Source organism: Stenotrophomonas hibiscicola ATCC 19867, assembly GCF_000382065.1.
In the GTDB taxonomy this organism is placed as follows: Bacteria; Pseudomonadota; Gammaproteobacteria; order Xanthomonadales; family Xanthomonadaceae; genus Stenotrophomonas; species Stenotrophomonas hibiscicola.
Genome location: NZ_KB907507.1, coordinates 41,654 through 65,974 on the forward strand (window position 1 = coordinate 41,654; position 24,321 = coordinate 65,974).

General features: G+C 66.2%; 21 protein-coding genes and 5 rRNA genes. 6 read left to right on the forward strand and 20 right to left on the reverse strand.

Features of this window, described 5'->3' with window-relative positions; all coding sequences use genetic code 11:
• The first annotated feature begins 19 nt into the window (after window positions 1-19).
• Window positions 20-991 carry a bile acid:sodium symporter family protein gene (locus tag G370_RS0120260; protein ID WP_019662218.1) on the forward strand — a complete coding sequence of 324 codons (972 nt, stop codon included), beginning with the start codon at window positions 20-22 and terminating at the stop codon, window positions 989-991.
• 115 nt (window positions 992-1,106) lie between these two features.
• Here the strand turns inward: G370_RS0120260 and G370_RS0120265 are convergent, their stop codons facing one another.
• From G370_RS0120265 to G370_RS0120285, 5 genes are all read right to left on the reverse strand, one after another.
• Window positions 1,107-1,913, reverse strand: a complete 807-nt coding sequence (locus tag G370_RS0120265) for a hypothetical protein (RefSeq protein WP_019662219.1) — start codon at window positions 1,911-1,913, stop codon at window positions 1,107-1,109.
• 140 nt (window positions 1,914-2,053) lie between these two features.
• Window positions 2,054-2,947 (reverse strand): heme o synthase, encoded by an 894-nt coding sequence (gene cyoE, locus G370_RS0120270; RefSeq protein ID WP_019662220.1) that lies wholly within the window; start codon window positions 2,945-2,947, stop codon window positions 2,054-2,056.
• A 4-nt stretch (window positions 2,948-2,951) separates the two neighbouring features.
• Window positions 2,952-4,115, reverse strand: coding sequence for a COX15/CtaA family protein (locus tag G370_RS0120275; protein ID WP_019662221.1), 1,164 nt, complete (start codon window positions 4,113-4,115; stop codon window positions 2,952-2,954).
• Between the two features lie 10 nt (window positions 4,116-4,125).
• Window positions 4,126-4,695, reverse strand: a complete 570-nt coding sequence (locus G370_RS0120280; RefSeq protein ID WP_026347289.1) for a hypothetical protein — start codon at window positions 4,693-4,695, stop codon at window positions 4,126-4,128.
• A 108-nt stretch (window positions 4,696-4,803) separates the two neighbouring features.
• Window positions 4,804-5,517, reverse strand: coding sequence for an SURF1 family protein (locus G370_RS0120285; protein ID WP_019662222.1), 714 nt, complete (start codon window positions 5,515-5,517; stop codon window positions 4,804-4,806).
• Between the two features lie 57 nt (window positions 5,518-5,574).
• Here G370_RS0120285 and G370_RS0120290 point away from each other — a divergent pair, with 57 nt between their 5' ends.
• On the forward strand, window positions 5,575-5,793 hold the full coding sequence (locus tag G370_RS0120290) for a twin transmembrane helix small protein (protein ID WP_010484233.1): 219 nt from the start codon (window positions 5,575-5,577) through the stop codon (window positions 5,791-5,793).
• A 20-nt stretch (window positions 5,794-5,813) separates the two neighbouring features.
• On the opposite strand, the gene G370_RS0120295 is transcribed toward G370_RS0120290, so the two are convergent.
• Genes G370_RS0120295 through G370_RS0120320 form a run of 6 tightly spaced genes read right to left on the reverse strand, consistent with a single transcriptional unit; the run spans window position 5,814 to window position 10,628 of the window.
• On the reverse strand, window positions 5,814-6,689 hold the full coding sequence (locus G370_RS0120295; protein ID WP_005412024.1) for a cytochrome c oxidase subunit 3: 876 nt from the start codon (window positions 6,687-6,689) through the stop codon (window positions 5,814-5,816).
• A 13-nt stretch (window positions 6,690-6,702) separates the two neighbouring features.
• The gene (locus G370_RS0120300; protein ID WP_019662223.1) at window positions 6,703-7,293 is read right to left on the reverse strand and encodes a cytochrome c oxidase assembly protein; all 591 of its coding nucleotides are present in this window, start codon (window positions 7,291-7,293) and stop codon (window positions 6,703-6,705) included.
• Complete coding sequence (locus G370_RS0120305) at window positions 7,290-7,508, reverse strand: hypothetical protein (RefSeq protein ID WP_019662224.1); 219 nt, start codon at window positions 7,506-7,508, stop codon at window positions 7,290-7,292. The genes G370_RS0120300 and G370_RS0120305 overlap by 4 nt, the downstream gene beginning before the upstream one ends.
• Before the next feature lie 8 nt (window positions 7,509-7,516).
• Complete coding sequence (ctaD, locus tag G370_RS0120310) at window positions 7,517-9,124, reverse strand: cytochrome c oxidase subunit I (protein WP_005407790.1); 1,608 nt, start codon at window positions 9,122-9,124, stop codon at window positions 7,517-7,519.
• A 59-nt stretch (window positions 9,125-9,183) separates the two neighbouring features.
• A complete protein-coding gene (gene coxB / locus G370_RS0120315) occupies window positions 9,184-10,140 on the reverse strand; it encodes a cytochrome c oxidase subunit II (protein WP_019662225.1) in 957 nt (318 codons plus the stop codon).
• A gap of 11 nt (window positions 10,141-10,151) precedes the next feature.
• On the reverse strand, window positions 10,152-10,628 hold the full coding sequence (locus G370_RS0120320) for a DUF2244 domain-containing protein (RefSeq protein ID WP_019662226.1): 477 nt from the start codon (window positions 10,626-10,628) through the stop codon (window positions 10,152-10,154).
• A 274-nt stretch (window positions 10,629-10,902) separates the two neighbouring features.
• Here G370_RS0120320 and putA point away from each other — a divergent pair, with 274 nt between their 5' ends.
• Window positions 10,903-14,121, forward strand: a complete 3,219-nt coding sequence (gene putA, locus G370_RS0120325; RefSeq protein WP_019662227.1) for a bifunctional proline dehydrogenase/L-glutamate gamma-semialdehyde dehydrogenase PutA — start codon at window positions 10,903-10,905, stop codon at window positions 14,119-14,121.
• Between the two features lie 118 nt (window positions 14,122-14,239).
• On the opposite strand, the gene pnuC is transcribed toward putA, so the two are convergent.
• Window positions 14,240-14,839, reverse strand: a complete 600-nt coding sequence (pnuC, locus tag G370_RS0120330) for a nicotinamide riboside transporter PnuC (protein WP_019662228.1) — start codon at window positions 14,837-14,839, stop codon at window positions 14,240-14,242.
• A gap of 134 nt (window positions 14,840-14,973) precedes the next feature.
• On the reverse strand, window positions 14,974-16,401 hold the full coding sequence (locus tag G370_RS0120335; protein WP_019662229.1) for an outer membrane protein transport protein: 1,428 nt from the start codon (window positions 16,399-16,401) through the stop codon (window positions 14,974-14,976).
• A 227-nt stretch (window positions 16,402-16,628) separates the two neighbouring features.
• On the opposite strand from G370_RS0120335, the gene G370_RS0120340 reads away from it, so the two are divergent.
• On the forward strand, window positions 16,629-17,321 hold the full coding sequence (locus tag G370_RS0120340) for a rhomboid family intramembrane serine protease (protein WP_019662230.1): 693 nt from the start codon (window positions 16,629-16,631) through the stop codon (window positions 17,319-17,321).
• 84 nt (window positions 17,322-17,405) lie between these two features.
• Here G370_RS0120340 and G370_RS0120345 read toward each other — a convergent pair whose 3' ends face one another.
• Window positions 17,406-18,854 (reverse strand): S41 family peptidase, encoded by a 1,449-nt coding sequence (locus G370_RS0120345; RefSeq protein ID WP_019662231.1) that lies wholly within the window; start codon window positions 18,852-18,854, stop codon window positions 17,406-17,408.
• A gap of 107 nt (window positions 18,855-18,961) precedes the next feature.
• The gene (locus G370_RS0120350) at window positions 18,962-20,263 is read right to left on the reverse strand and encodes a murein hydrolase activator EnvC family protein (protein WP_026347290.1); all 1,302 of its coding nucleotides are present in this window, start codon (window positions 20,261-20,263) and stop codon (window positions 18,962-18,964) included.
• 95 nt (window positions 20,264-20,358) lie between these two features.
• Here G370_RS0120350 and G370_RS0120355 point away from each other — a divergent pair, with 95 nt between their 5' ends.
• Both G370_RS0120355 and G370_RS0120360 read left to right on the forward strand, forming a co-directional pair.
• Entirely contained in the window at window positions 20,359-21,021 is a 663-nt protein-coding gene (locus tag G370_RS0120355; protein ID WP_019662232.1) for a DUF4097 family beta strand repeat-containing protein, read from the forward strand.
• Window positions 21,022-21,107: 86 nt separating this feature from the next.
• Window positions 21,108-22,823, forward strand: coding sequence for a M28 family metallopeptidase (locus G370_RS0120360; RefSeq protein WP_019662233.1), 1,716 nt, complete (start codon window positions 21,108-21,110; stop codon window positions 22,821-22,823).
• Between the two features lie 259 nt (window positions 22,824-23,082).
• Here G370_RS0120360 and rrf (G370_RS0120365) read toward each other — a convergent pair.
• The 5 genes from rrf (G370_RS0120365) to G370_RS0120385 all read right to left on the reverse strand — a co-directional run.
• Window positions 23,083-23,197, reverse strand: a 5S ribosomal RNA gene (rrf, locus tag G370_RS0120365).
• A 132-nt stretch (window positions 23,198-23,329) separates the two neighbouring features.
• A 5S ribosomal RNA gene (gene rrf / locus G370_RS0120370) occupies window positions 23,330-23,444 on the reverse strand.
• Between the two features lie 132 nt (window positions 23,445-23,576).
• Window positions 23,577-23,691: ribosomal RNA gene (gene rrf, locus G370_RS0120375) — 5S ribosomal RNA — on the reverse strand.
• Between the two features lie 132 nt (window positions 23,692-23,823).
• A 5S ribosomal RNA gene (rrf, locus tag G370_RS0120380) occupies window positions 23,824-23,938 on the reverse strand.
• Between the two features lie 127 nt (window positions 23,939-24,065).
• A 23S ribosomal RNA gene (locus G370_RS0120385) occupies window positions 24,066-24,321 on the reverse strand; the annotation flags it as partial.

The following is a 24,321-nucleotide window of genomic DNA, read 5'->3' on the forward strand; positions in this document are numbered from 1 at the left end:
ACCAAGGACTCTGCCCACCATGACCCGCTGGTGGTCGCGCCTGCGACCGGACAACTTCACCCTCGCCCTGCTGTGCACCGTCGGCCTGGCCTCCCTGCTGCCGATGAAGGGCGCCGCCGCCATCGTCCTCGACGATGTCACCACGGTCGCCATCGCGGCGTTGTTCTTCCTGCATGGCGCACGCCTGCCGCGCGAGTCGATCATCGGCGGCATGCTGCACTGGCGGCTGCACCTGACCATCCTCGCCTGCACCTTCCTCCTGTTCCCGCTGCTGGGGCTGATGTTCAAGCCACTGTCGGGCTGGCTGCTGACGCCGGAGCTATACCTGGGCGTGCTGTTCCTGTGCACCCTGCCCTCCACCGTGCAGTCGTCCATCGCGTTCACCTCGATGGCGCGCGGCAATGTACCGGCAGCGGTGTGCAGTGCCTCACTGTCGAGCATCCTCGGCGTATTCCTGACTCCACTGCTGCTGACCGCGCTGGCGGGCACCTCCGGTGGCGTGCACGACCCGCTGCATGCGATCGGCGGCATCATGCTGCAGCTGCTGGTGCCGTTCGTGGCCGGCCACCTGCTGCGGCCGTGGATTGCCGGCTGGGTGGAAAAGCAGCGCGCGCTGCTGCGTTACACCGACCAGGGCACGATCCTGCTGGTGGTGTACTCGGCCTTCGGCGAAGCGGTGACCGAAGGGTTGTGGAGCAAGACGCCGCTGCTTTCGTTGCTGGCCGTGGCCGTGGTGGCTGCCGTGCTGCTCGGCATCGCCATGCCGCTGATCACCTTCATCGCGCGTCGCCTGCGTTTCAACCGCGAGGACGAGATCGCCATCGTGTTCTGCGGCTCGAAGAAGAGCCTGGCCACCGGCGTGCCAATCGCCAAGGTGCTGTTCGCCGGCGGCAGCCTCGGCGCGATCGTGCTACCGGTGATGATCTACCACCAGATCCAGCTCATCGTCTGCGGCGTGATCGCGCAGCGGTACGCGAAGCGCGCGCCCTGACCCGACGGGAGGACATCCACGCATGGCGTGGATCTGCTGTAGAGCCGAGCCCGCGCTCGGCTAACACCTGTGATCCGGAGTAGATCCACGCCATGCGTGGATGGTTTGCCTGACGCTACGGATCCACCAGCGTCCCGACGCTCAGTTCCGGCATCCATACCCATAGGTCGTACGGCCGTTCCGCACCGGCAGCGACCCGCGGCCCCGTGGCAACCTGCTCTCGAAGTGGCCGCGCCATGCAACCGCCCGCGCATCCCCACGTCTGACCACGTTGCGCGCCCAACCGTACGCTGTAGATATCCAGGTCCCGCAGCTGCGACGCCATCGGATGCATCTGCATTTCTGGCGGCATACCTTGCGGCCTTTGCAGCATCGCGTGCACGTTACCAGTCAGCACCAGCATGCGCGCATTGGCCGGTAGGCCTCGATAGAGCCGCCGCAACTCGGCTGCCATGAGGTCATCGCGTACCTGGTTGCCGCCTTTGCTGGCGTTGACGTCATAGCCAACGACGTCGATCACACGTCCCTGCGACTTCAGCACGCGCAGGCTTTCGATCATTGCCAGCATGTCGCGGCTGCGACGGCCGTCATGCTGGTCATCGCGCAGGGTCCAGAACGCACGCCCGCGCAGATGCTGGCGTGCCTTCTCCCCGCCATCGGAAGCCAGGTAATCGCGCAGCGTGGGGGTTTCCCCGCGTGGCAGTTCCAGCGCCAGCAGGACCGGCCCGGTGCGGCTGTAGCCGTCCACCAGCTGCCGCACCAGCAGCGGCGTCTCGCGGGTTCCATGGAATTCGCCCAGCACCAGCAGGCGGTGATCACCGGCGTGCTGGTGGATCTGCGCGGCGGTGTCGTCGGCATGCGCGGTCACGGCCATGCCCAGCGCCAGAATCAGCGCGGTGGTCCAACGGACGATCGTATGCATCCCTGCTCACTCCTTTCCTTGGGGTCAGGAACAGCAATGGCGACGCCGCTGGAAGAGATCAAGTGCAGAGCCGAGCCCACGCTCGGCTGCTCTTCCAATCCCCCTCAGCGGAGCATGGGCTCGGCTCTACAGGTGGTGCTTCACAACCAGGGCAGGATCCAGTGGTCGACCAGCAGGAAGGCGAACAGCGCCATCAGGTAGACGATGGAGTAATAGAACATCTTCATCGAGAACAGCTCATCCGGCGGGTTGAGCATGCGCCAGGCGTACCAGAGGAACACGGCGTTGAGCACGATCGCGCCGCCCAGGTAGAACGCACCGCTCATGCCCACCAGGTATGGCAACAGGCAGACCAGCGCCAGCACCACCGAATACACCATGATCTGCTTGCGGGTGTGCACCACGCCGTGGGTCACTGGCAGCATCGGGATCTCCGCCTTGGCGTAGTCCTCGCGGCGGAAGATCGCCAGCGCCCAGAAGTGCGGCGGGGTCCAGATGAAGATGATCAGCACCAGTAGCGACGAGTACGCCCAGTCCGACGAACCCTGCATGCCGGTCACCGCGGCCCAGCCCAGCATCGGTGGCATCGCGCCGGCCAGGCCGCCGATGACGATGTTCTGCGAGGTCGCGCGCTTGAGGTACACGGTGTAGATCACCGCATAACCGATCAGCGAGGCGAAGGTCAGCACCGCAGTGATCAGGTTCACCCACAGCACCAGGAGGGTCATCGACAGCACGATCAGTACGCCGGCGAACACCAGCACCTGCCACGGCTTGACCTTGCCCACCACCAGCGGACGCCACGAAGTGCGCGCCATCTGCGCATCGATGTGCGCATCCAGCAGCTGGTTGATCGCGGCGGCGGCCGAAGCGGCCAGCCAGATGCCGAGGAAACCGAGCACGCCGGCGCGTACCTGCTCCCAGCTGGGCACGCCGGGGATGGCCAGGACCATGCCGACCAGGGCAGTGAAGACGATCAGCGCGACGACCTTGGGCTTGGTCAGGTCCCAGTACTGGCGGTAATTGGAAAACATGGAGTCAGTCCGGGGCGCGCAGGCGGGCCAGCAGGCTGACCAGCACGAACAACAGGGCAACGGCCACGCCGTTGTGGGCCACCGCCACTTCCAGCGGCAGCGCCAGCTTCACATTGAGGATGCCGAGGGTGACCTGCAGCACCAGCAGCGCGATCAGCGCGCTGGCCCAGCCGCGCATGCTCGGCAAACGGAACAGGCGCACGCCCAGCCACAGCAGGTAGACGGCCACCACCACGGCGAACAGGCGATGGGCCATCTGGATGGCGATACGCGAGGCGCCATCGAGCACGCCGCCTTCGTAATCCACGCCGATGCCACGCCACAGCGTGAAGCCTTCGACGAAGTTGTGCTGCGGCCACCACTGGTTGGCGCAGCGCGGGAAGTTGTCCAGCGAGGCGCTGCCACCGCCGCAGGCCAGCGCCGCGTAGTTGGCGCTGACCCAGCCGCCCAGGGCGATCTGGGTGACCAGCACGGCCAGGCCGATGCGCAGCAGCCACTTCAGCTTCGGCGCCTCGGCCAGGGTGATCGGCATGTGCGTGGCACGCCACGCCATCCAGGCCAGCAGCGCGAACATCAGCATGCCGCCCAGCAGGTGCCCCATCACCACGATGGGCTTGAGCAGCAGGGTCACCGTCCACATGCCCAGCAGGGCCTGGAAGATCACCACGGCCAGGGTCAGCAGTGCAGCGCGCGCCAGGTCGATGTTGCTCCAGCGCAGCGCGGCGATCAGCAGGATCGCCTCGCCGATCAGAGCCAAGGTACTGGCGGTGCCATGCCAGCCCATCATGTACAGCGGTATGCCGGCGGCCACCAGCACGCAGGCGGTCACCACCGCCGTGCTTCCGAATCGCCGCTTGCGCGTGGCCAGCAGCGCCAGGGTCAGGATCTCGATGCCCAGTGCGCCGGCCAGGAACCGGTGCACCTGTTCACGCCAGGCCTTGTGGGTCTCCAGCGGGCGGATCTCCGCCGCCGGGTGGCCGATGGTCTCTTCCACGTGCTGCGGCCAGGTGGCCTGGCCATAGCAGGTCGGCCAGTCCGGGCAGCTCAGGCCGGCATCGGACAGGCGCACGAAGGCGCCGAACATGATCGTGCTCGCCGTCATGATCATGGCGAACCACGCCAGGCGGTGGAAATTGCGGTGCAGCGCCGGACGCGCGGAAAGGCTCATCAAACGGGACTCACTTCAGTTTCAGCAACGTGGCCATGTCCTTGCGCAGGCCGCCCAGATCACTACCGGGGGCATGGCGCATGATCACGAAGCCGTTCGGATCGATCACGTAGACCGGCAGTCCAGCCGGATCATCGACGCCGGGCAGCGCCGCGCGCAGGGCTGGCGACGGAGCCAGCGGCCGCAGCGCGGGCAGCGAGGCGATCGACGCCGGTGGCGTTCCCAGCCACAGGATCTCGACATTATCGGCGTTATGGCCGAACAGCTGCCACACCTTGCCCAGTCCCTGCGACAAAGTGACGCACTGCGCGTCGCAGACTCCGGCCGGCGCCACCAGCAGGCGCCAGGTACGGGCCTCGGGATTCCACGGATAAGGCTGGCCGCTGGCCAGGGTCGGCGCCTGCTGGCGCAGGTCCACCGGCGGCTTCAGCAGCTGGCCGGCATTGCGGTGCCCGGTGGGCTGCCAGCCAGAGAAGCGCAGCACGGCGGCCAGCGCCATCGCCCCGAAGAACACGGCAAACAGCAGCACCAGGGTCCGGCGGCCGGAGCCGCGCGCCTGCGGGGACGTAGCAGTGTTCATGCGGGGCATTTTCTCATGGTTGGGTGAGGGATGCGGGTGTGACGCCGCGGTAGTGCCGGCCGCTGGCCGGCATCCAGGAATGCGGGGGTTGCCGGCCAGCGGCCGGCACTACCGGGCAGCACGTCGCCTGCGCCACTCCAGCACCAGCGCCACCACCAGCACGGTCAGGGCCAGGCCGAACCACTGCACGGCGTAGCCCAGGTGGCGTTGCGGCGGCAGCGTGTTCGGCAGCAGGTCCAGGTCGCGTTCGTCGCCGAAGGGCAGCGCCGGGTCCAGCCGCAGGACGCGATCGGGCAATGCCGACAGGCCAAGCGCCGCCGCCAGGCCCTCGGCGGGCAAGCGGCTGGCCAGCCAGCGCCCGGCCTCATCGGTAGCGGAGAACGCCGGGCCCAAGGCCAGTCCCGCCGACGGTGGCGGCGCGAGCAGCCCGCGCACGGCCACCGGCGAAGGTGGCGACGGCACATCCGGCAGGGTGCGATCAGGCGGCAGCGCGCGCCATCCCAGATCGACCAGCAACACACTGCCCTCGTCACTGCGGAACGGGCGGTAGATCTTCACGCCGGCACGGCCGTGCCGGGTCTGGTTGTCCAGCAGCACCACGCCGGGCAGGAAGCGGCCGTGGTCGGCCACGCCATGCAACGCACCGGGCGCTGCCAGCGCCTGCGCCAACGACAGTACCTGCGCTGCGGCTGGACCCTGTGCATCCAACATTGCCTGTTTGGCATGCATGCGCTGCAGCTGCCACAGCCCCAATGCGGTGAAACCGGCCATTGCCAGCACGGCCAGCAGCCATCCGAGCACGCGCGTGTGCTGGCGCATCATGACAAGTCCGCGCAAACGCGGTCAGATAGGCACATCCACCCTGCCCTCGAGCCGCGCATGAGTGATTCGCTGAAGACCCTGCTGGTAATCGCGTTTCTGATCGTCATCGTCTGGAATCTGGGCGCCGGCCTGTATTACCTGCTGGTCGACCGCGGCCAGACCAAGCGCACGGTCAACGCACTGACACGCCGCATCGGGGTGTCGGTGGCCTTGATCGTACTGGTGATCGTGAGCATCTACATGGGCTGGATCAAGCCGCACGGCATCGGCGGCTGAGGCCACCGATGCGTGCGCGGTCAAAGCACGTAGACGAACATGAAGAGCATCAGCCACACCACGTCGACGAAGTGCCAGTACCATGCGGCGGCTTCGAAACCGAAATGGTTGTCGCGGGTGAAGTGTCCCTTGGCCGAACGCAGCCACATCACGATCAGCATGATCGTGCCCAGCAGCACGTGCGCGCCGTGGAAGCCGGTCAGCATGAAGAACGTCGAACCATAGATACCCGAGCCGAGCGTCAGGTTCAGTTCCTTGTAGGCGTGGATGTACTCTTCCGCCTGCAGGGTCAGGAAGCCGAGGCCGAGCACCACGGTCAGGCCCAGCCAGATCAGCAGCTGGCGGCGGTTGCCGGCCTTCAGTGCATGGTGGGCGATGGTCAGGGTCACGCCGGAGGTGAGCAGGATCAGCGTGTTGATCAGCGGCAGGCCCCAGGCCGGGATGGTCTGGAACGCACCGCCGATCGCCGCCGGCCCGTTGGTCGGCCAGCCGGCGGAATAACCCTGCCAGAGCAGCTCGTTGGTCATCACCCCGCGGCCTTCGCCGCTCAGCCACGACAGGCCCAGGTTGCGGGTGTAGAACAGCGCGCCAAAGAAGGCGCCGAAGAACATCACTTCGGAGAAGATGAACCAGATCATCCCCATCCGGAACGAGCCATCGACCTGGTGGTTGTAGTTGCCCGCCTGCGATTCGCGCACCACGTCGCTGAACCACCAGAACAACGTCAGCACCAGCATCGCGATACCGATGTAGAACGTCCAGCGCCCCCAGCTGGCATCGTTGAGCCAGCTGGCCACGCCCACCATGGTCACCATCATCGCGATGGAGCCCACGAACGGCCATTTGCTCTGGGCCGGGACGAAGTACACGTTGGCGTCGGTCGGTGTCTGGGCCATGTCGGTATCCGGGTCAGGGTGCGGCGTGCGCGCCGTCCGAGGTGGCGGCCGGGGCCAGCCGATCGGACAACGCGTCGTTGCGGTAGAAGGTGTAGGACAAGGTGATCGTCTTGATCTCCGGCGGCAGGTCCGGATCGACGATGAAACGCACCGGCATGTCGCGCTTCTCGCCGGCCTGCAGCGTCTGCGCGGTGAAACAGAAACATTCGGTCTTGCTGAAGAAGCCCGAGGCACGCGCCGGCGCCACCGAAGGCACCGCACTGCCGACCACCGCCTGCTGGCTGTCGTTGCGGGCGAAGTACAGCGCTTCGTTGAGTTCGCCCGGCACCACGTCCATGGTCAGCTGTTCGGGATGGAACGACCACGGCAGGCGCGAATTGACGCCGCCATCGAACTCCACCCGCACGGTGCGCTTGCCAGCTGCAGCACCCGTACTGGCTTCACCACCCGGGCCGCGTTCCAGGCGCACGCCGAATACCTTTTCGCAGGCAATGCGGTACAGCGGCACCAGCGAGAAGGTCAGCAGGAACACCGCCACCGCCACGCCGATCAGGCGCGGCAGCCCGGCACTGCGAGACGGTGTGCTGGCTGGCGCCTCGCTCATCGGCCGATCACCCCGCTGAGGATGAAGCCGACGTAGACCAGCACCGCGATGGCGCCGACCCACATCGCCGTGCGCCTGGCGCGCTGGCGCTGCTGTTCGATGCCGTTTTCCGGGGCGTCGCCCGGGCTGTTGTAGAGCCGAGCCATGCTCGGCTGCTCCACGTCAGCCGAGCATGGCTCGGCTCTACAGGTCTGCAGTGGGCTCTCGCTATGCATACCCCACCTCAATGCGTGATGTCGTCATGCGCCAGATCCCCCGGGCGGATGGTCGGCGGCGTGGTGAAGGTGTGCGCCGGTGCCGGCGACGGCAGCGTCCACTCCAGGCCGCGCGCACCCTCCCAGGAACGGGCCTCGGCCTTCTCGCCGTTGCGCAGCGACGACAGCAGGATCGCGGCCATCATGAACGGGGTGACGAACATGCCGAACGCACCGATCGAGCTGATCAGGTTCCAGTCGGCAAACGCCACGCTGTAGTCGGGAATGCGCCGCGGCATGCCGGCCAGGCCGAGGAAATGCTGCGGGAAGAACAACAGGTTGACGAATACGATCGACCACCAGAAGTGCACCTTGGCCCACTTCTCGCTGTACATCCGCCCGGTCCACTTCGGCCACCAGTAGTACACCGCGGCGATCAGCGCGAACACCGCACCGGTCACCAGCACGTAGTGGAAGTGGGCGACCACGAAGTAGGTGTCGTGGTACTGGAAGTCGGCGGCGACGATCGCCAGCATCAGGCCGGAGAAGCCACCGATGGTGAACAGGATGACGAAGGCCACCGACCACAGCATCGGTGCCTCGAACGTCAGCGAGCCACGCCACATGGTGCTGACCCAGTTGAACACCTTCACGCCGGTCGGGATCGAGATCAGCATGGTGGCGAACATGAAGTAGATCTCGCCGCCCAGCGGCATGCCCACGGTGAACATGTGGTGGGCCCAGACGATGAACGACAGGAACGCGATCGCGGCGGTGGCGTACACCATCGCCTGGTAGCCGAACAGCGGCTTGCGGCTGAAGGTCGGGATGATCTCGCTGACCACGCCGAAGGCGGGCAGGATCATGATGTAGACCTCGGGGTGCCCGAAGAACCAGAAGATGTGCTGGTACATCACCGGGTCACCGCCACCGGCGGCGTTGAAGAAGCTGGTGCCGAAGAACTTGTCGGTCAGCAGCATGGTCACCGCACCGGCCAGCACCGGCATCACCGCGATCAGCAGGAAGGCGGTGATCAGCCAGGCCCAGCAGAAGATCGGCATCTTCAGCAGGTCGATGCCCGGCGCGCGCATGTTCAGCACAGTGGCGATGATGTTGATCGCACCCATGATCGAACTGATGCCGGCCACGTGGATGGCGAACACGCTGAAGGCCACGTTGTAGCCGCCCTGCAGCGACAGCGGCGGATACAGCGTCCAGCCACCCGCCGGCGCACCACCGGGTAGGAACAGGGTCAGCAGCAGCAGGCTGAAAGCCACCGGCAGCAACCAGAACGACCAGTTGTTCATGCGCGGCAGCGCCATGTCCGGCGCGCCGATCTGCAGCGGGATCATCCAGTTGGCCAGGCCGACGAAGGCCGGCATCACGCCACCGAAGATCATCACCAGCGCATGCACGGTGGTCATCTGGTTGAAGAACTCGGGCTTGACGAACTGCAGGCCCGGCTGCGCCAGCTCGGCGCGGATCACCACGCTCATCGCCGCGCCGATGATGAACATGATGAAGCTGAAACCGAGGTACAGCGTGCCGATGTCCTTGTGGTTGGTCGAGAAGAACCAACGCTCGAAGAAGCTCTGGTGGTGATGGTGATCGTCGTGCCCAACTGCCGAGTGCGCCATTGCAAAACACCTCTCAGAATCGGTTGTCACCACGGCCGCGAGCGGCCGCGGGCTTTACATCACGCTCCGCTGGCCGCGCTGGCAGGCGCGCTGCCCGCTTCGGCAGCAGCAGGCGCAGCCGGTGCCTCGCCCGCCGGTGCAGCCGGTTCGGCAGGTGCCGCAGGCGTGGCGGGCTCGGCGGGCGGCGCCGGCTTGCGCTGCGCCAGCCACTTCCTGAAGTCCTCCTTGGACACCGCCTCGACCACGATCGGCATGAAGCCGTGGTCCTTGCCGCACAGCTCGGCGCACTGGCCGCGGTAGACACCGGGCTGCTCGATGCGGGTCCAGGCTTCGTTGATGAAGCCGGGGATGGCGTCCTGCTTCCAGCCCAGCGCCGGCACCCACCAGGCGTGGATCACGTCGTCGGAGGTGATGACGAAACGCACCTTGGTATCGACCGGCAGCACCAGGCGGTTGTCGACATCCAGCAGGTAGTGCGGATGGCTTTCGCGGGTCGGCACGATGCCACTCTGCCGCACGCGGTCGGACTCGCGGTCCAGGCGGCTGGTGAAGGTGACGTTCTCGCCGAGGTATTCGTATTTCCACATCCACTGGTAGCCGGTGACCTTCACCGTCATCTCGGCATCGCGGGTGTCGTACATCTTGATCAGGTTGGCGGTGGCCGGCCAGGCCATCACGATCAGGATGATCACCGGGATCACCGTCCAGATTACTTCGGCCTTGGTGTTGTGGCTGAAGGTGGCGGCGACCGCGCCCTTGGATTTGCGGAACTTGAAGATGGCATAGGCCATCGCGCCGAACACGATGACGCCGATCACCGTGCAGATGATCAACGAGAGATTGTTCGATTCCCAGGCCAGGCGCGAGGTCTGGGTCACCCCCTTGCCCATGTTCAGCTGCCACGGCTTCGGATCGGCCGCCTGGGCCCAGGCCAACGCCGGCATCAGTCCCCCGGTCGCCAGCACTGCGGCAACCGCGTTCACGCACTTCGTGCCCCACCTGCTGCTTTGCTTCATTGCCTAGACCCTTAGCGTCGTCGGTTGCCGCCATCGCTGGCGGCGAGCAAGCTTTCAAGTGTCTCTGCAAGCGTCTGACGTTCGGCCGGCGCGAGGAAACTCCCCACCTCCACCTGCCGGCCGCTGGACGCCAGCCGGACCCTCTCATCGTCGGTGAGCAGGCGCACCCAATGGGGGTGGGCCCGGAACACCGGCGATCCACCGGGTACGGGGATGACCTCCACGTACGCCGGCACTACCCGGATCTCCTCCTGCCGTTCACCGCTGCGCCACAAGGCACACAGCGCCGCCGCCAGCACCAGGCTGTACAGCAGCGCGAACAGGGGGGCGAACGCATTGCCGGCCAACCACCCGAGGGCGGACACCAGCCACATCGCACCCGACAACACGGTGAACAACAGGACGAACTGCCGGGCATCGAGCGCCCGTGGGGGACGCAGCCGCAGCTGCGTACCTGACCCATCCGGAGCTGGAAGCACCTCGATCATGTCGCAACCGCGTTCCTGCCGCGGGAAACGTCTCGATGGTAGCCCCGCCCTCTCGCCGGTAGCAAGGGTGCATTCACACATTTTCCGATGCTGCAACACAGCATGAGGTCGGCGGCACGGATGACGAATTCAGCACAAATATTGCCGAGCTTGCTGAACACGCTGAATGCACCGCAGCTAGGGACTATCAGCGCGTCATGAAGGTGTCTCCGCGGCACTTCCGATGGGCTCAAAAATGATTAAAATCGCCAAGTTTTCCACTGGCCGGACCGGCATGAACGCACCTTCCTCCTCCCCTGCCGCCCACGACGCTCCGCGTCCCGGCGCGCTGCTGTCGCCGGAACTGCCGGCGCCCCCCAACCCGTTCCGCCAGGCCATCACCGATGCCTGGTTGAAGGACGAGGCGAGCCACGTGCGTGAACTGCTGGCGCAGGCCCGCCTGCCCGCCGACGAGCAGGCCCGGGTGCAGGCACTGGCCGCCGACCTGGTCGGCCGCGTGCGCGTGCGCGCCAAGGACCAGGGCGCGATCGAAGCCTTCATGCGCCAGTACGACCTGGGCAGCGAGGAAGGCGTGCTGCTGATGTGCGTGGCCGAGGCACTGCTGCGTATTCCGGACCAGGACACCGCCGACAAGCTGATCCGCGACAAGCTGGCCGATGCCGACTGGGAAAAGCACCTGGGCGGCAGCGACTCGGTGCTGGTCAACGCCTCCACCTGGGGCCTGATGCTGACCGGCAAGCTGGTGCAGATGAACGACGCCACCCGCGCCGATGCCCCCAGCGCGTTCAAGCGCCTGGTCGGCCGCGTCGGTGAGCCGGTGGTGCGCCTGGCCGTGCGCCAGGCCATGAAGATCATGGGCCACCAGTTCGTCATGGGCCGCACCATCAGCGAAGCGCTGGCGCGCTCGCACAAGGGCGACAACGCCAGCTACCGCTACTCGTTCGACATGCTGGGCGAAGGCGCGCTGACCATGAAGGACGCGCTGCGCTACCTGGAAGACTACCGTCGTGCGATCCACGCCATTGGGGGCGATCACAAGGCACGCGGCGGCCGTCCGGATGGCGACGTCAACAACGCGCCGGGCATCTCGATCAAGCTGTCGGCGCTGTACCCGCGCTACGAGCACGCCAAGCGCGAGCGCGTGCTGAAGGACCTGGTGCCGGGCGTGCTGGAACTGGCGCAGCTGGCCAAGAGCTACGGCATCGGCTGCACCGTCGACGCCGAAGAGTCCGATCGCCTGGAACTGTCGCTGGACATCATCGAGCAGGTGTTCTCCGACGCCTCGCTGGCCGGCTGGGATGGCTTCGGCGTGGTCGTGCAGGCCTACCAGAAGCGCACGCCGTACACGATCGAACACCTGGCCGACATGGCACGCCGCGCCGGTCGCCGCCTGCAGGTGCGCCTGGTCAAGGGCGCCTACTGGGACGCCGAGATCAAGCGCGCGCAGATCGAAGGCTATCCGGGCTACCCGGTGTTCACCCGCAAGCAGAACACCGACGTGTCCTACCTGGCCTGCGCCAAGCGGCTGTTCACCCATGCCGATGCGATCTACCCGATGTTCGCCACGCACAACGCGCACACCATCGCGGCGGTGCGCAGCATCGCCAACGGCGGCGTGTACGAGCACCAGAAGCTGCATGGCATGGGCGACGACCTGTACGCCGAAGTGGTGCCGGCCGACCGCCTGGGCCTGCCCTGCCGCGTGTACGCCCCGGTCGGTTCGCATGAAGACCTGCTGCCGTACCTGGTGCGCCGCCTGCTGGAAAACGGCGCCAACTCCAGCTTCGTCAACCGCATCACCGACGAGCGCGTGCCGATCGCCGACCTGATCCGCGATCCGGTCGAGATGGTCGCCTCGTTCGAATCGATTCCGCATCCCAAGATCCCGCTGCCGGTTGACCTGCTGCGCAGCCAGAACCACGACAGGAAGAACTCCATGGGCGCCAACCTCGCCAACGACAACGAACTGCGCGCCCTGGCCGAGCAGCTCAACGCCGCCGTGAAGCCGTGGCAGGCCTCGCCGCTGGTACCGGGTGCCAACCCGGCCGGCGCCACGCTGCCGGTGACCAACCCGGCCGACACCCGCGAAGTGGTCGGCCAGTGGCTGGCCGCCGATGCCGCCACCGTGCAGAAGGCCCTGGCCAACGCCGTGGCCGCACAGCCGGCCTGGAACCGCACCCCGGCCGCCAGCCGCGCCGCCATCCTCGAACACGCCGCCGACCAGCTGGAAGCGCGCATGCCGGAGTTCATGGCGCTGTGCGTGAAGGAAGCCGGCAAGAGCCTGCCCGACAGCATCGCCGAAGTGCGCGAAGCCGTGGATTTCCTGCGCTACTACGCCAAGCAGGCGCGCGAGCAGTTCAGCCACGCCGAGAAGCTGCCGAGCCCAACTGGTGAAACCAACGAGCTGCAGTTGCACGGCCGGGGCGTGTTCGTCTGCATCAGCCCGTGGAACTTCCCGCTGGCGATCTTCCTGGGCCAGGTCGCTGCCGCCCTGGCCGCCGGCAACAGCGTCATCGCCAAGCCGGCCGAGCAGACCAACCTGATCGGCTACTACGCGGTGAAGCTGCTGCACGACGCCGGCGTGCCGGCCGAGGTGGTGCAGTTCCTGCCGGGCGACGGTGCTACCGTCGGTGCCGCGCTGACCGCCGACCCGCGCGTGGCCGGCGTGGCCTTCACCGGCTCCACCGACACCGCCCGTGCGATCAACCGCGCGATGGCCGCGCGTGACGCCGCCATCGGTGTGCTGATTGCCGAGACCGGCGGCCAGAACGCCTTCATCGCCGATTCGTCGGCGCTGCCGGAACAGCTGGTCAAGGACGCGATCGGTTCGGCCTTCACCTCCGCCGGCCAGCGCTGCTCGGCCGCGCGCGTGCTGTTCGTGCAGGACGACATCGCTGACAAGGTGATGACCATGCTGGCCGGTGCGATGAAGGAGCTGAAGGTCGGCAACCCGGGCCTGCTGTCCACCGACGTCGGCCCGGTGATCGACGCAGATGCGCTGAAGATCCTGCAGGACCACGCTGAGCGCATGGACCGCGAAGCACGCCTGATCGCCGCCGCCGAGCTGTCCGCCGAAACGGCGCACGGCACCTTCTTCGCGCCGCGCGCATACGAACTGAAGGATCTGGGCCAGCTGCAGAAGGAAGTGTTCGGGCCGGTCCTGCACGTGATCCGCTGGAAGGGCGACCAGCTCGACGCGGTGATCGACCAGATCAACGCTACCGGCTACGGCCTGACCCTGGGCGTGCATTCGCGCATCGACGAAACCGTTGACCGCATCAGCAACGGCGTCCACGTCGGCAACGTGTACGTCAACCGCAACCAGATCGGTGCAGTGGTCGGCGTGCAGCCGTTCGGCGGCCAGGGCCTGTCCGGCACCGGCCCGAAGGCCGGCGGCCCGCACTACCTGCTGCGCTTTGCCACCGAAAAGACGGTGACGGTGAACACCACCGCCGCCGGCGGCAACGCCTCGCTGCTGACCCTGGGCGACTGATCGCCTGCTTGGTGCGGTAAACAAGAAACCCCGCGAATGCGGGGTTTCTTGTGTTTTGCTTCCTGTAGCGCCGGGCCCATGCTCGGCTTTTCCGGCGCAGCCGAGCGTGGGCTCGGCTCTACAGGAATTCAGGTGCCGTCGTGGCCTCGGCCCGCATCAGATTGCGCCAGTGCCCGAGAGCAACAAGTGCATTGACCCAGAAACCGATGTACAGGATCGAGGTCAGGTGCAGGCCACGGCTGTAGTACAGCGGCACTGCAACGGTGTTTACCAGCAGCCAGACCCACCACGACTCCAGCTTGCGCCGCATCATCAGGATCTGCGCGATCACGCTCAGCACCAGTACCGCCGAATCGATGTACGGCGCATAGGCATTGGTCAGTCGGGTCAGCATCCAGCCGTAGCCGAAGGTGGCCACTACCGCCAGCGGCGCCAGCCAGGCCCAGGCACGCGGCCGCAATGAAGTAATCGGCAACGGCGCACCATGATCGCCGCGCAGCCACTGCCACCAGCCCAGCACGCTGATCGCGATGAAGAAGAACTGCAGCACCATGTCCGCGTACAGGTGCGAGCGTTCGAACACGGCAGCAAACAATGCACAGCCGACGATGCCCAGCCACCAGGTGTGCACGTTGTTGCGGCCGGCCAACAGGATCGAGCCGGCGACGGCGATGTTGGCGGCCAGCTCCAGCTGGAAGCTCGGGTCGGACAGGTTCATCGCACCATTGTCGCGTAGATCCGCGCCCTGCGTCGTCGGACCAGTAGATCCATGCCATGCGTGGATACCCTCCGCAAAAAGAAAGCCCCGCTTGCGCGGGGCTCTCCTCGTACTGCTTCAGGCAATCGCCCGAATCAGAACTTGTACTGCATCGACGCCGCCAGCACGTCGCCGCTCACCTTGTACTTGCCGGTCACGGTGTTGGCAGTGGCCGAGGTCGAGGTGATGTTCGGATCCTTGGTGAACAGGTGGGTGTAACCCACGCTGTATTCCATCTTGTCCGAAGCGGCGTAGGTCAGGCCCAGCGACAGCCACTTGCGGGTGGTGTCCGGCACGCGCACGTCACGGTGGGCGTCGGTGGTCGGGGTCTGGTCGTAGGCCAGGCCGCCACGCAGGGTCAGCTTGTCGTTCACGCGGAAATCGGTACCGATCGACGCGAAGGTGGTGTCGCGGTAGTGGAACGGCAGCACGCTGTCCGGCTGGTTGGAGTCATAGTCGACGGTGACCTGGTCGAACTTGCTCCACGCCGTGCGCGTGACCTCGGCCATGATCTGCCACTGGTCGTTCACGCGGTGGGTGAAGCCCATGGTGGCGCTGGCCGGCAGGGTGATGGTGGCGCGGCCGTTGCTGTCGATGAAGGTACCCGGGGCGGCAGTGGCCAGGAAGGCGGCAGCGTTCTGCGGGATGGTGAAGTCGGCCTTGCCGTCGGTGATCTTGTGCTCGACCTTCGAGCGGTAGCTGAAGGCGATGTTGGTGCCTTCCACCGGGGTAACCGTCATGCCCAGGGTGTAGCCGACCGACACTTCGTCGCCCTTGATGCGCAGGTAGCCATCGGCGGTGCCCGGCGAGAAGCCGAGCTGGGCGGCCTGGCGTGCAGCCGCCTGCGACGCCGCCGCAGCCTGGGCCGCAGTGCCGCCGGCAGCCAGCACACGCGCCGCAGCGGTGCGCTGGGCCGTGGCGTTGATCGCGGTGCCGGTATCGACAGCGCTGGTCAGGTCGACGTTCAGGCGCTCAGCGAACACCGAAGCACCGAACGACAGGTACGGGTTGACGTCATAGGAGAACGCCACGCCCAGGTCGATCGCCTGCAGCTCGGTCTTGACGCCATTGTAGCGGCCGACCCAGTCGCGGTCGTATTCGGTCTTGAAGCCGAACGGCACGGTCAGCGATGCACCGAAGTGCATGTTGTCGTTCTCGCCGAACGGCACGTGGAAGTACGCGGCCGGAACCGGGGCGATCATGCCGGCGTCGCCGCCGTTGCCACCGGAAATCGGCGCGCCGTTGCCGTACTGTCCCTGGCCGCGGAACTTGGCGCCGAAGCTGATGGCGCTGACGTCGCCCTGGACCAGGGTGCCGTCGAGCAGGCGCATGGAGGCCGGGTTGGTGGCGATGACCGAGGCGTCACCTTCGGTCGAGGTGGAGCCGGCGAACGCGCGGCCCAGGCCCTTGGCGCTGTTTTCCTTCAGCTGGAAGGCGGCAGCATTGGCATCGGCGGCGGCCAGCGCACCGGCAACGCCGACGGCCAGCAGGGTCAGTCGGGCAATGGTGGAAGCGGTTTGCATCGTAGTTCTCTCTCTCCGGTAAGCGGTGATGGTGCTCTGAGTGCGCCTGCGCCCGCCAAGTCCTGGGACCCATCGGAGCGCGCCGGATTCCCCTCCCGACATACGACGCCGTATGCGAGTATTACCCAGAGCCGTTAATGAAACAATAACGGTGCGGTCGGTTTTCTCGTCTCGAAAGCTGAACAGGACAATCCCCGCCGCAAGCGCCCGCACGCTAGGCTAGTGCCATGTTCGTCTCCCTCCCGTCCCGCAAGAAGGCGGCCCTGCGCTGGGCCACGCCCGTGCTGTTTGCGGCACTGTGGTTGGCGTTCCTGTGGTCGATCTCGCGGCCGGACGATGCCCGCGGCAGCCTCTGGCTGGACTGGGGCGCCCTGTCCACCGGCCTGACCCACCCGCTGGACTGGTGGGCGACCCTGCAGGACGGCAGCGTGCTGCGCCTGTTCACCGCGCTGTTCCTGCACGCCGACTGGTCACACCTGCTGGGCAACCTGGTGTTCCTGCTGATCTTCGGCCTGCCCGCCGAGCGGGTGCTGGGGCCGTGGCGGCTGCTGCTGCTGTTCCTGGTCGGCGGCGCAGTGTCGAACCTGGTGGCGATCTACACCATGGGCAGCCCGGACCAGATCATCATCGGCGCCAGTGGCGCGGTGTCGGCCCTGATCGGTGCGTATCTGGCCCTGTTCCCTGGCGCGCGGCTGGGCGTGGTGATCCCGCTCGGCCTGTTCCTGGAGTTCGTGCGCGCGCCGGCCTATCTGTTGATCGGCGTCTGGGCGGCACTGCAGGTGGTGTTCGCCCACATCGGCCCCAGCTTCGGCATGGTGGCCTGGTGGGCGCACATCGGTGGCTTCGTGTTCGGCGTGGTGTACGGAGTCTACGTGCGGGCGGCCATCGCCCGCCGCCTGCGCAAGCGCCACGGCTTCTGACCGCCCGGGTAGTGCCGGCCGCTGGCCGGCATTTGTTTTCTTCTTCCGCCCTTGAGCCGACGCCGGGCATGGCCCGGCGCTACCTCACGGCTTCGCTGGGGCCGGTGCGGGCTTTGCTTCCGGCTTTGCTTCCGGCTTAGGTTCGACCTTCGCTTCCGGCTTCGCCGCAGCGGCCTTCGCGGCCTTGGCCGCATCCGCCTTGGCGGCCTCGGCCTTCAACCGTGCGGCCACCGAGCCTGGGTTCTTCAGCTCGGCCAGCGCGTCGTTGATCGGGCCATCGCCCGGCAGCACCGCACCGGCGTGGTAGCCCTCGGTGCCTTCGTCGTCGCCACGCAGATGGCCCGGCAGGGTCGCTTCGCTGTAGTCGCTCAGGCTGGCCGGCAGGGCATCCTCCGCCGGGGTGGCGGCGGGCTTCAACTCGACGTCCGGCACGATGCCGGTGGCCTGGATCGACTTGCCGCTGGGCGTGTAATAGCGCGCGGTGGTCAGCTTCACCGAATCGCCGTTGTCCAGCGGCAGCACGGTCTGCACCGAGCCCTTGCCAAAGGTGCGGCTGCCAACCACGCGGGCGCGCTTGTTGTCGCGCAGCGCGCCGGCGAGCACTTCCGAGGCACTGGCCGAACCGGCATCGGCCAGTACCACCACCGGTGCACCCTTCAGCAGGTCGCCTGGGGTCGCGTCGAATCGGGCATCGCTGATGCTGATGCGGCCACGGGTGCTGACGATGTTGCCCTTGTCGAGCAGATCGTCGGCTACCTGCACGGCGGCCGTCAGCAGGCCACCCGGATTGCTGCGCAGATCCAGCACCAGGCCCTTGAGCTGGCCACCGGACTGCTTCTGCAGCTGCTGCACGTGCTTCTGGAAGTCCGAGCCGGTATCGGCCTGGAAGGTGCTCAGGCGGATGTAGCCATAGCCGGGTTCCAGCAGGCGGCTGCGCACGCTGGTCACGCGGATGGTCTGGCGGGTGAGGCTGACATCGAACGGCTTCGGCTTGCCTTCGCGCACGATGGTCAGCACCACCTTGCTGCCGGCTGGGCCGCGCAGCGGTTCACTCGCATCGATGGCGCTGATCGGCTTGCCGTCGATGGCGATGATCAAATCGCCGGCAAGGATGCCGGCCTTGGCTGCCGGCGTGTCGTCGATCGGCGCGATCACCTTCATGCTGGCGTTGTCCGGCTGCTGCTGCAGCTCCACGCCGATGCCCTCGTAGGCACCGTTGGCCTGCTCGTCGAAAGCCTGCGCGTCTTCCTTGTTGAAGTAGGTGCTGTGCGGATCAAGGTCGAGCAGCAGGCCACGCACGGCTGACTGCATCAGCTTCTTGTCATCGACCGGGTCGACATAGGCGGCGCGCACCGCGTTGTACACGGCCACGAACCGGCGGATTTCCTCCAGCGGCACCTTCGAGGTCACCGCCTCCTCGCTGTTCGCTGCCTGCCCGCTGGTTTCCTGGCTTGGGGCAGGCGCGGTCTGCTGCGCCCAGGACAGCGCTGGCAACAGGGCCAGCAAGAGGGTGGCGGTACGGGCTGCGCGCATGGATCACTCCTGTCGACGGTGGCATGGTGCCCAAGGCACATGCACCGATTATGCGCGAAGCACAGCTAAATTCCCGTTGAATCCGGCCCGTGCGTAACGAGCCGGGTTCAGCGCCGCTGCAGCCAGCTGTCCGGGTTGACCGGCTGCCCGCCACGACGCAGCTCGAAGTACAGCGCGGTGACACCTTGGCCACCCGAATTGCCGACCTTGGCCACTGCATCACCGCGGCTGACCCGCGCACCGGCATCCTTCAGCAGGGTGTCGTTGTGCGCGTACAGGCTCATGTAGCCGTTGCCGTGGTCGACGATCAGGATCATGCCGTAGCCGGTCATCCAGTCGGAGAACACCACGGTGCCATCGGCCACGGCGGTGACCGTGCTGCCAGCCGGTGCGCCGATCAGCACGCCACTGCTGGTGCGGCCATCGGGCAGCTTGCCGCCATAGCGGGCCAGCAGGTTGCCGGACAACGGCCAGCCCAGGCCGCCCACCTTCGGCGCCGGTGCCGATGCGACCGCAGGCGGCACCTTGGTCGGTGGCGGTGGCGGCCGGCCCTGTGCGGCGGCTTGGCGTGCAGCACGTTCGGCGGCGGCCTTCTCCGCTGCCGCACGGCGTGCAGCCGCGCGGCGCTCGGCCTCGGCACGGGCAGCGGCCGCTCGCAGGTTGGCCAGCAATGTTTCCAGCGCCTTGGCGTCCTGGCCCAGCGCCTGTTCCTTCTCGCGCTGGTCCTTGAACCGCTCTTCCAGCGAGGCAACGGTCTTTGCGCGATCGCGGCGGTCCGCTTCCAGAGCGGCTGCCTGCTGTTTCTGGTCCTGCTGCGTCCCCTGCAGCTTCTGCTTGCGCTCGGCGATCTGCGCCTGCAGTGCTTCCAGTTCCTTCAGGTCGGCGGTCAGCGTGGTGATCCGCTGCGCACGCTCGCGCTGCAGGTAGCGATGGTAGGCCAGGGCACGATTCGCATCGGCCGCGGTATCCTGCGACAGCAGTAGTTTCAGCGGTGCGTGGTTGCCCAGCTGATAGGCCGCACGCAGCAGCCCGGCCAGTTCGCGGTGCTGCTGGGCGAGGTTGCCCTGCAGGGTACTGCGGCGCTGCTCGGCTTCGGCCAGGGCCTGGGCCTGCTCGCGCAGCGCGGCTTCGGTCTGCGCGAGCGCGCGGCCGGTGCGTGCCACCTTCTCGTCGGCCTCGCGCAGCTGCTGCGACGCCTGCCCGCGCTGGCCCTCGATCTGCCGTCGCTCCTGCGCCACGCCCTTCAGCTCACTGCGCAGTTTCTGCAGCTTGCGCTCGGTCTCGCGCGTAGTCTGTGCGGCACCTGGCAGCGGCAAGGCCAGCGCCAGGGCCAGCCCCAGCAGCAGGCAGCGCCCGCCGCGGGCAGCGGCGATGTGATGTCGGCGTGATGGGAAGGCATTGTCGCGCAAGGGCTTTCCAGTGACTTCAGGCAGTTGCGGGGGTTACCGGGGAATGGTGACATCTCCGCACGCGGCCTGCCAGCCGCACATCCATCGAGGTCGCCATGAAAATTCTTTCCATTCCGCTGCTGTTGGGCGTACTGCTGGCCACCGGGCCGGTCTGTGCGCAGGAGAACATCAGCAAGGTCAACGGCAGCATCAGCGCCGAACCCGGCCAGCGCTACGGCAAGCTGGACACCGTCAACGGTGGCATCCGCGTCGGCGAAGGCGTCGAGACCGGCAGCATCGACACCGTCAACGGCGGGGTCAAGGTCGCCGACGGCGCGCGCACCGGCAAGATCGAAACGGTCAACGGCGGCGTACGCCTGGGCCGCGAAGTGATCGCCAGCGGCGGCGTCAGCACCGTCAACGGCAGCATCTTCACCGATCGCGGCAGCCAGGTCGAAGGCGGTGTCGAGACCGTCAATGGTGGCATCGGCCTGGTCGAAAGCCGCGTCGGCAAGGATGTGGAGACCGTCAACGGTGACATCACCGTCGGTATCGGTTCGCAGGTCAACGGCGGCGTGCATGTGCGCAAGCCGAACTTCAGTGTCTCGCTGACCGCCAGCCGCAAGCCGCGTGTGATCATCGGCCCGAATGCCGTGGTCAAGGGTCCACTGCAGTTCGAACGCGAGGTGGTGCTGTACGTGCATCGCACTGCGCGCATCGGCCCGGTCACCGGCGCCGAGCCGATCCCGTTCGACACCGAAACCGCTCCCGCGGACTGAGCGCACCGCGCCTTCGGGTTCGGTGATACTCGCTGACACCGGTCGTGCACGACGCGCGGCCGCCCTTTGTTACCCAGGAATCGACGATGCCCCGCAAACTCCTCCTGTGCCTGGCCGCTGCGGCCGCGCTCAGTGCCTGCAAAGGCGAAGACACTCCGGCGCCCGCGCCGGCCACCGACACCACAGCTGCCAAGCCGGCTGCGCATGCGTTCTCCCCGGAGATCAATGCCGGCGACTTCGCCGAGATGGTCAAGACCCTGGCTTCGGATGAGTTCGAAGGCCGCGCGCCGGGCAGCAAGGGCGAAGAACTGACGGTCAACTACATCCGCGACCAGATGCAGCGCATCGGCCTGCAGCCCGGCAACGGCGACAGCTGGTTCCAGGATGTACCGATGACCGAGACCACGGCCGACGAATCGACCGTGCTGAAGATCACCCAGGGTGGCAAGACCACCGAACTGAAGTTCGGCACCGACATGGTGGTCGGCACCCGTACCGGCCAGGCCGAGGTGAAGGTCGATGCCAGCGATCTGGTGTTCGTCGGCTATGGCGTCGATGCGCCGGAGCAGAAGTGGAACGACTACGCCGGCCAGGACTGGAAGGGCAAGACCGTCGTGATGTTCGTCAACGATCCGGGCTTCCATATCGACGACGAGAAGCTGTTCGACGGCAAGCGCATGACCTACTACGGGCGCTGGACCTACAAGTTCGAGGAGGCTGCCCGCAAGGGGGCCGCTGCCGCGCTGATCGTGCACGACACCGCCGGCGCGTCCTACGGCTGGGACGTGGTGAAGAATTCCTGGGCTGGCCCGCAGTACGACCTGCCAGCCAAGGATGACCCGGAAGCCCGTATTCCGGTGCAGGGCTGGCTGAGTGCCGACGCGGCCAAGGCGCTGTTTGCCGGAGCCGGCCTGGACCTGGCGCAGGCCTACAAGGATGCCAGCAAGCGCGGTTTCAAGCCGGTGCCGCTGAAGGCCACCGCTGCGGTCGACCTGAAGAGCCAGATCGCACAGAAGCAGTCGCGCAACGTGGTGGGTGTGCTGCCGGGTAGCAAGCGCGCTGCCGAGGCGGTGCTGTACATGGCGCACTGGGATCACCTGGGCAAGCATGAGGGCGAGACCGGCGACAACATCTACAACGGCGCCGTCGATAATGCGACCGGCGTCGCCGGTATTCTCGAAGTGGCCGAAGCCATGGCGCACCAGGATCCGAAGCCGGAGCGCTCGGTGGTGTTCCTGGCGGTGACCCTGGAAGAATCCGGCCTGCTGGGTTCGAAGTACTACGTTGCCCATCCGACTTTCCCGCTGGACAAGATTGCTGGCGTGATCAACATCGACGCGATGTCAGTGGCCGGCCGTGCCAAGGACGTGACCGTCACCGGCTTCGGCAGTTCGGAGCTGGAGGACATTCTCAAGCCGCTGGCCGCTGCCCAGGACCGCACGCTGCATGGTGAGACGTCGGTGCAGAGCGGCTTCTACTTCCGCTCGGACCACTTCAACTTCGCCAAAGCCGGCGTGCCGGCCCTGTACGCCGATGGCGGCGAGGACCTGCGCGAGGGCGGCGTTGACGCTGGCCGCAAGGCCGCAGCCGACTACGGCGCCAACCGTTACCACGGCCCGAAGGACGAGTTCGACGCGGCCACCTGGAAGCTGGACGGTACCGTCGAAGACCTTCAGTTGATGTACGGCGTGGGCAAGGAACTGGCCGGTGGCGATCGTTGGCCGAACTGGTACGAAGGCAACCCGTTCAAGGCTGCCCGCGACGCGATGATGAAGGACAAGGCTGCGGCCGCTGCAAAGTAGGGTCGAGCCATGCTCGACTGAACATCGTTGAGGTCAAAGCGGCGCCCCGTGGGGCGCCGCTTTTTTTGTACGCTCTGCCATTGGTGGGTGCCAACCTCGGTTGGCACCGCCTTCCGTGGGGACCATCTCGCCCACGCATGGCATGAATCTACCGGGCGATGTAACGCCATCGGGTTGCCGGCCAGCGGCCGGCACTACCGGCGTTTGCTACGCACAAAGAAAAACCCCGCTGCGTAAGCAGCGGGGTTTTGGGTGTAAACCCTGGCGATGACCTACTCTCGCATGGCTTGAGCCACACTACCATCGGCGCAGCTGCGTTTCACTTCCGAGTTCGGGATGGGATCGGGTGGTGCCACAGCGCTAATTTCACCAGGGAGACGGTTGCAGCAGCGCTTGCAGCGCCAGCTCGCGATCTTGCCCTTGGGGCGGAAGGAACCCGGAAAACGCAGTGCCTTCACTTATAAAGAAAAACCCCGCTGCGTAAGCAGCGGGGTTTTGGGTGTAAACCCTGGCGATGACCTACTCTCGCATGGCTTGAGCCACACTACCATCGGCGCAGCTGCGTTTCACTTCCGAGTTCGGGATGGGATCGGGTGGTGCCACAGCGCTAATTTCACCAGGGAGACGGTTGCAGCAGCGCTTGCAGCGCCAGCTCGCGATCTTGCCCTTGGGGCGGAAGGAACCCGGAAAACGCAGTGCCTTCACTTATAAAGAAAAACCCCGCTGCGTAAGCAGCGGGGTTTTGGGTGTAAACCCTGGCGATGACCTACTCTCGCATGGCTTGAGCCACACTACCATCGGCGCAGCTGCGTTTCACTTCCGAGTTCGGGATGGGATCGGGTGGTGCCACAGCGCTAATTTCACCAGGGAGACGGTTGCAGCAGCGCTTGCAGCGCCAGCTCGCGATCTTGCCCTTGGGGCGGAAGGAACCCGGAAAACGCAGTGCCTTCACTTATAAAGAAAAACCCCGCTGCGTAAGCAGCGGGGTTTTGGGTGTAAACCCTGGCGATGACCTACTCTCGCATGGCTTGAGCCACACTACCATCGGCGCAGCTGCGTTTCACTTCCGAGTTCGGGATGGGATCGGGTGGTTCCACAGCGCTAATTTCACCAGGGAGGCGGTTGGAGCGTCGCCATCCGGTACAGCTGGATAAGGCGCCTGCCTCTCATAGATCTTGTGACGTAGCGTGCACTTGGATGCTCTTACGACGCTGTCGTAAAGCCAAGGCAACTTGAGGTTATATGGTCAAGCCGCACGGATCATTAGTATCAGTTAGCTCAATACATTGCTGTACTTACACACCTGACCTATCAACCACGTAGTCTACATGGTTCCTTCAGGGGGCTTGTGCCCCGGGAGATCTCATCTTGAGGCGCGCTTCCCGCTTAGATGCTTTCAGCGGTTATCGCTTCCGAACATAGCTACCCGGCAATGCCACTGGCGTGACAACCGGAACACCAGAGGTTCGTCCACTCCGGTCCTCTCGTACTAGGAGCA

Bases quoted from the DNA above. Each gene is read 5' to 3' on its own strand.
- G370_RS0120260 (WP_019662218.1), top strand. From the start codon at position 20: ATGACCCGCTGGTGGTCGCGCCTGCGACCGGACAACTTCACCCTCGCC.
- G370_RS0120265 (WP_019662219.1), bottom strand. From the start codon at position 1,913: ATGCATACGATCGTCCGTTGGACCACCGCGCTGATTCTGGCGCTGGGC.
- cyoE (WP_019662220.1), bottom strand. From the start codon at position 2,947: ATGTTTTCCAATTACCGCCAGTACTGGGACCTGACCAAGCCCAAGGTC.
- G370_RS0120275 (WP_019662221.1), bottom strand. From the start codon at position 4,115: ATGAGCCTTTCCGCGCGTCCGGCGCTGCACCGCAATTTCCACCGCCTG.
- G370_RS0120280 (WP_026347289.1), bottom strand. From the start codon at position 4,695: ATGAACACTGCTACGTCCCCGCAGGCGCGCGGCTCCGGCCGCCGGACC.
- G370_RS0120285 (WP_019662222.1), bottom strand. From the start codon at position 5,517: ATGATGCGCCAGCACACGCGCGTGCTCGGATGGCTGCTGGCCGTGCTG.
- G370_RS0120290 (WP_010484233.1), top strand. From the start codon at position 5,575: ATGAGTGATTCGCTGAAGACCCTGCTGGTAATCGCGTTTCTGATCGTC.
- G370_RS0120295 (WP_005412024.1), bottom strand. From the start codon at position 6,689: ATGGCCCAGACACCGACCGACGCCAACGTGTACTTCGTCCCGGCCCAG.
- G370_RS0120300 (WP_019662223.1), bottom strand. From the start codon at position 7,293: ATGAGCGAGGCGCCAGCCAGCACACCGTCTCGCAGTGCCGGGCTGCCG.
- G370_RS0120305 (WP_019662224.1), bottom strand. From the start codon at position 7,508: ATGCATAGCGAGAGCCCACTGCAGACCTGTAGAGCCGAGCCATGCTCG.
- ctaD (WP_005407790.1), bottom strand. From the start codon at position 9,124: ATGGCGCACTCGGCAGTTGGGCACGACGATCACCATCACCACCAGAGC.
- coxB (WP_019662225.1), bottom strand. From the start codon at position 10,140: ATGAAGCAAAGCAGCAGGTGGGGCACGAAGTGCGTGAACGCGGTTGCC.
- G370_RS0120320 (WP_019662226.1), bottom strand. From the start codon at position 10,628: ATGATCGAGGTGCTTCCAGCTCCGGATGGGTCAGGTACGCAGCTGCGG.
- putA (WP_019662227.1), top strand. From the start codon at position 10,903: ATGAACGCACCTTCCTCCTCCCCTGCCGCCCACGACGCTCCGCGTCCC.
- pnuC (WP_019662228.1), bottom strand. From the start codon at position 14,839: ATGAACCTGTCCGACCCGAGCTTCCAGCTGGAGCTGGCCGCCAACATC.
- G370_RS0120335 (WP_019662229.1), bottom strand. From the start codon at position 16,401: ATGCAAACCGCTTCCACCATTGCCCGACTGACCCTGCTGGCCGTCGGC.
- G370_RS0120340 (WP_019662230.1), top strand. From the start codon at position 16,629: ATGTTCGTCTCCCTCCCGTCCCGCAAGAAGGCGGCCCTGCGCTGGGCC.
- G370_RS0120345 (WP_019662231.1), bottom strand. From the start codon at position 18,854: ATGCGCGCAGCCCGTACCGCCACCCTCTTGCTGGCCCTGTTGCCAGCG.
- G370_RS0120355 (WP_019662232.1), top strand. From the start codon at position 20,359: ATGAAAATTCTTTCCATTCCGCTGCTGTTGGGCGTACTGCTGGCCACC.
- G370_RS0120360 (WP_019662233.1), top strand. From the start codon at position 21,108: ATGCCCCGCAAACTCCTCCTGTGCCTGGCCGCTGCGGCCGCGCTCAGT.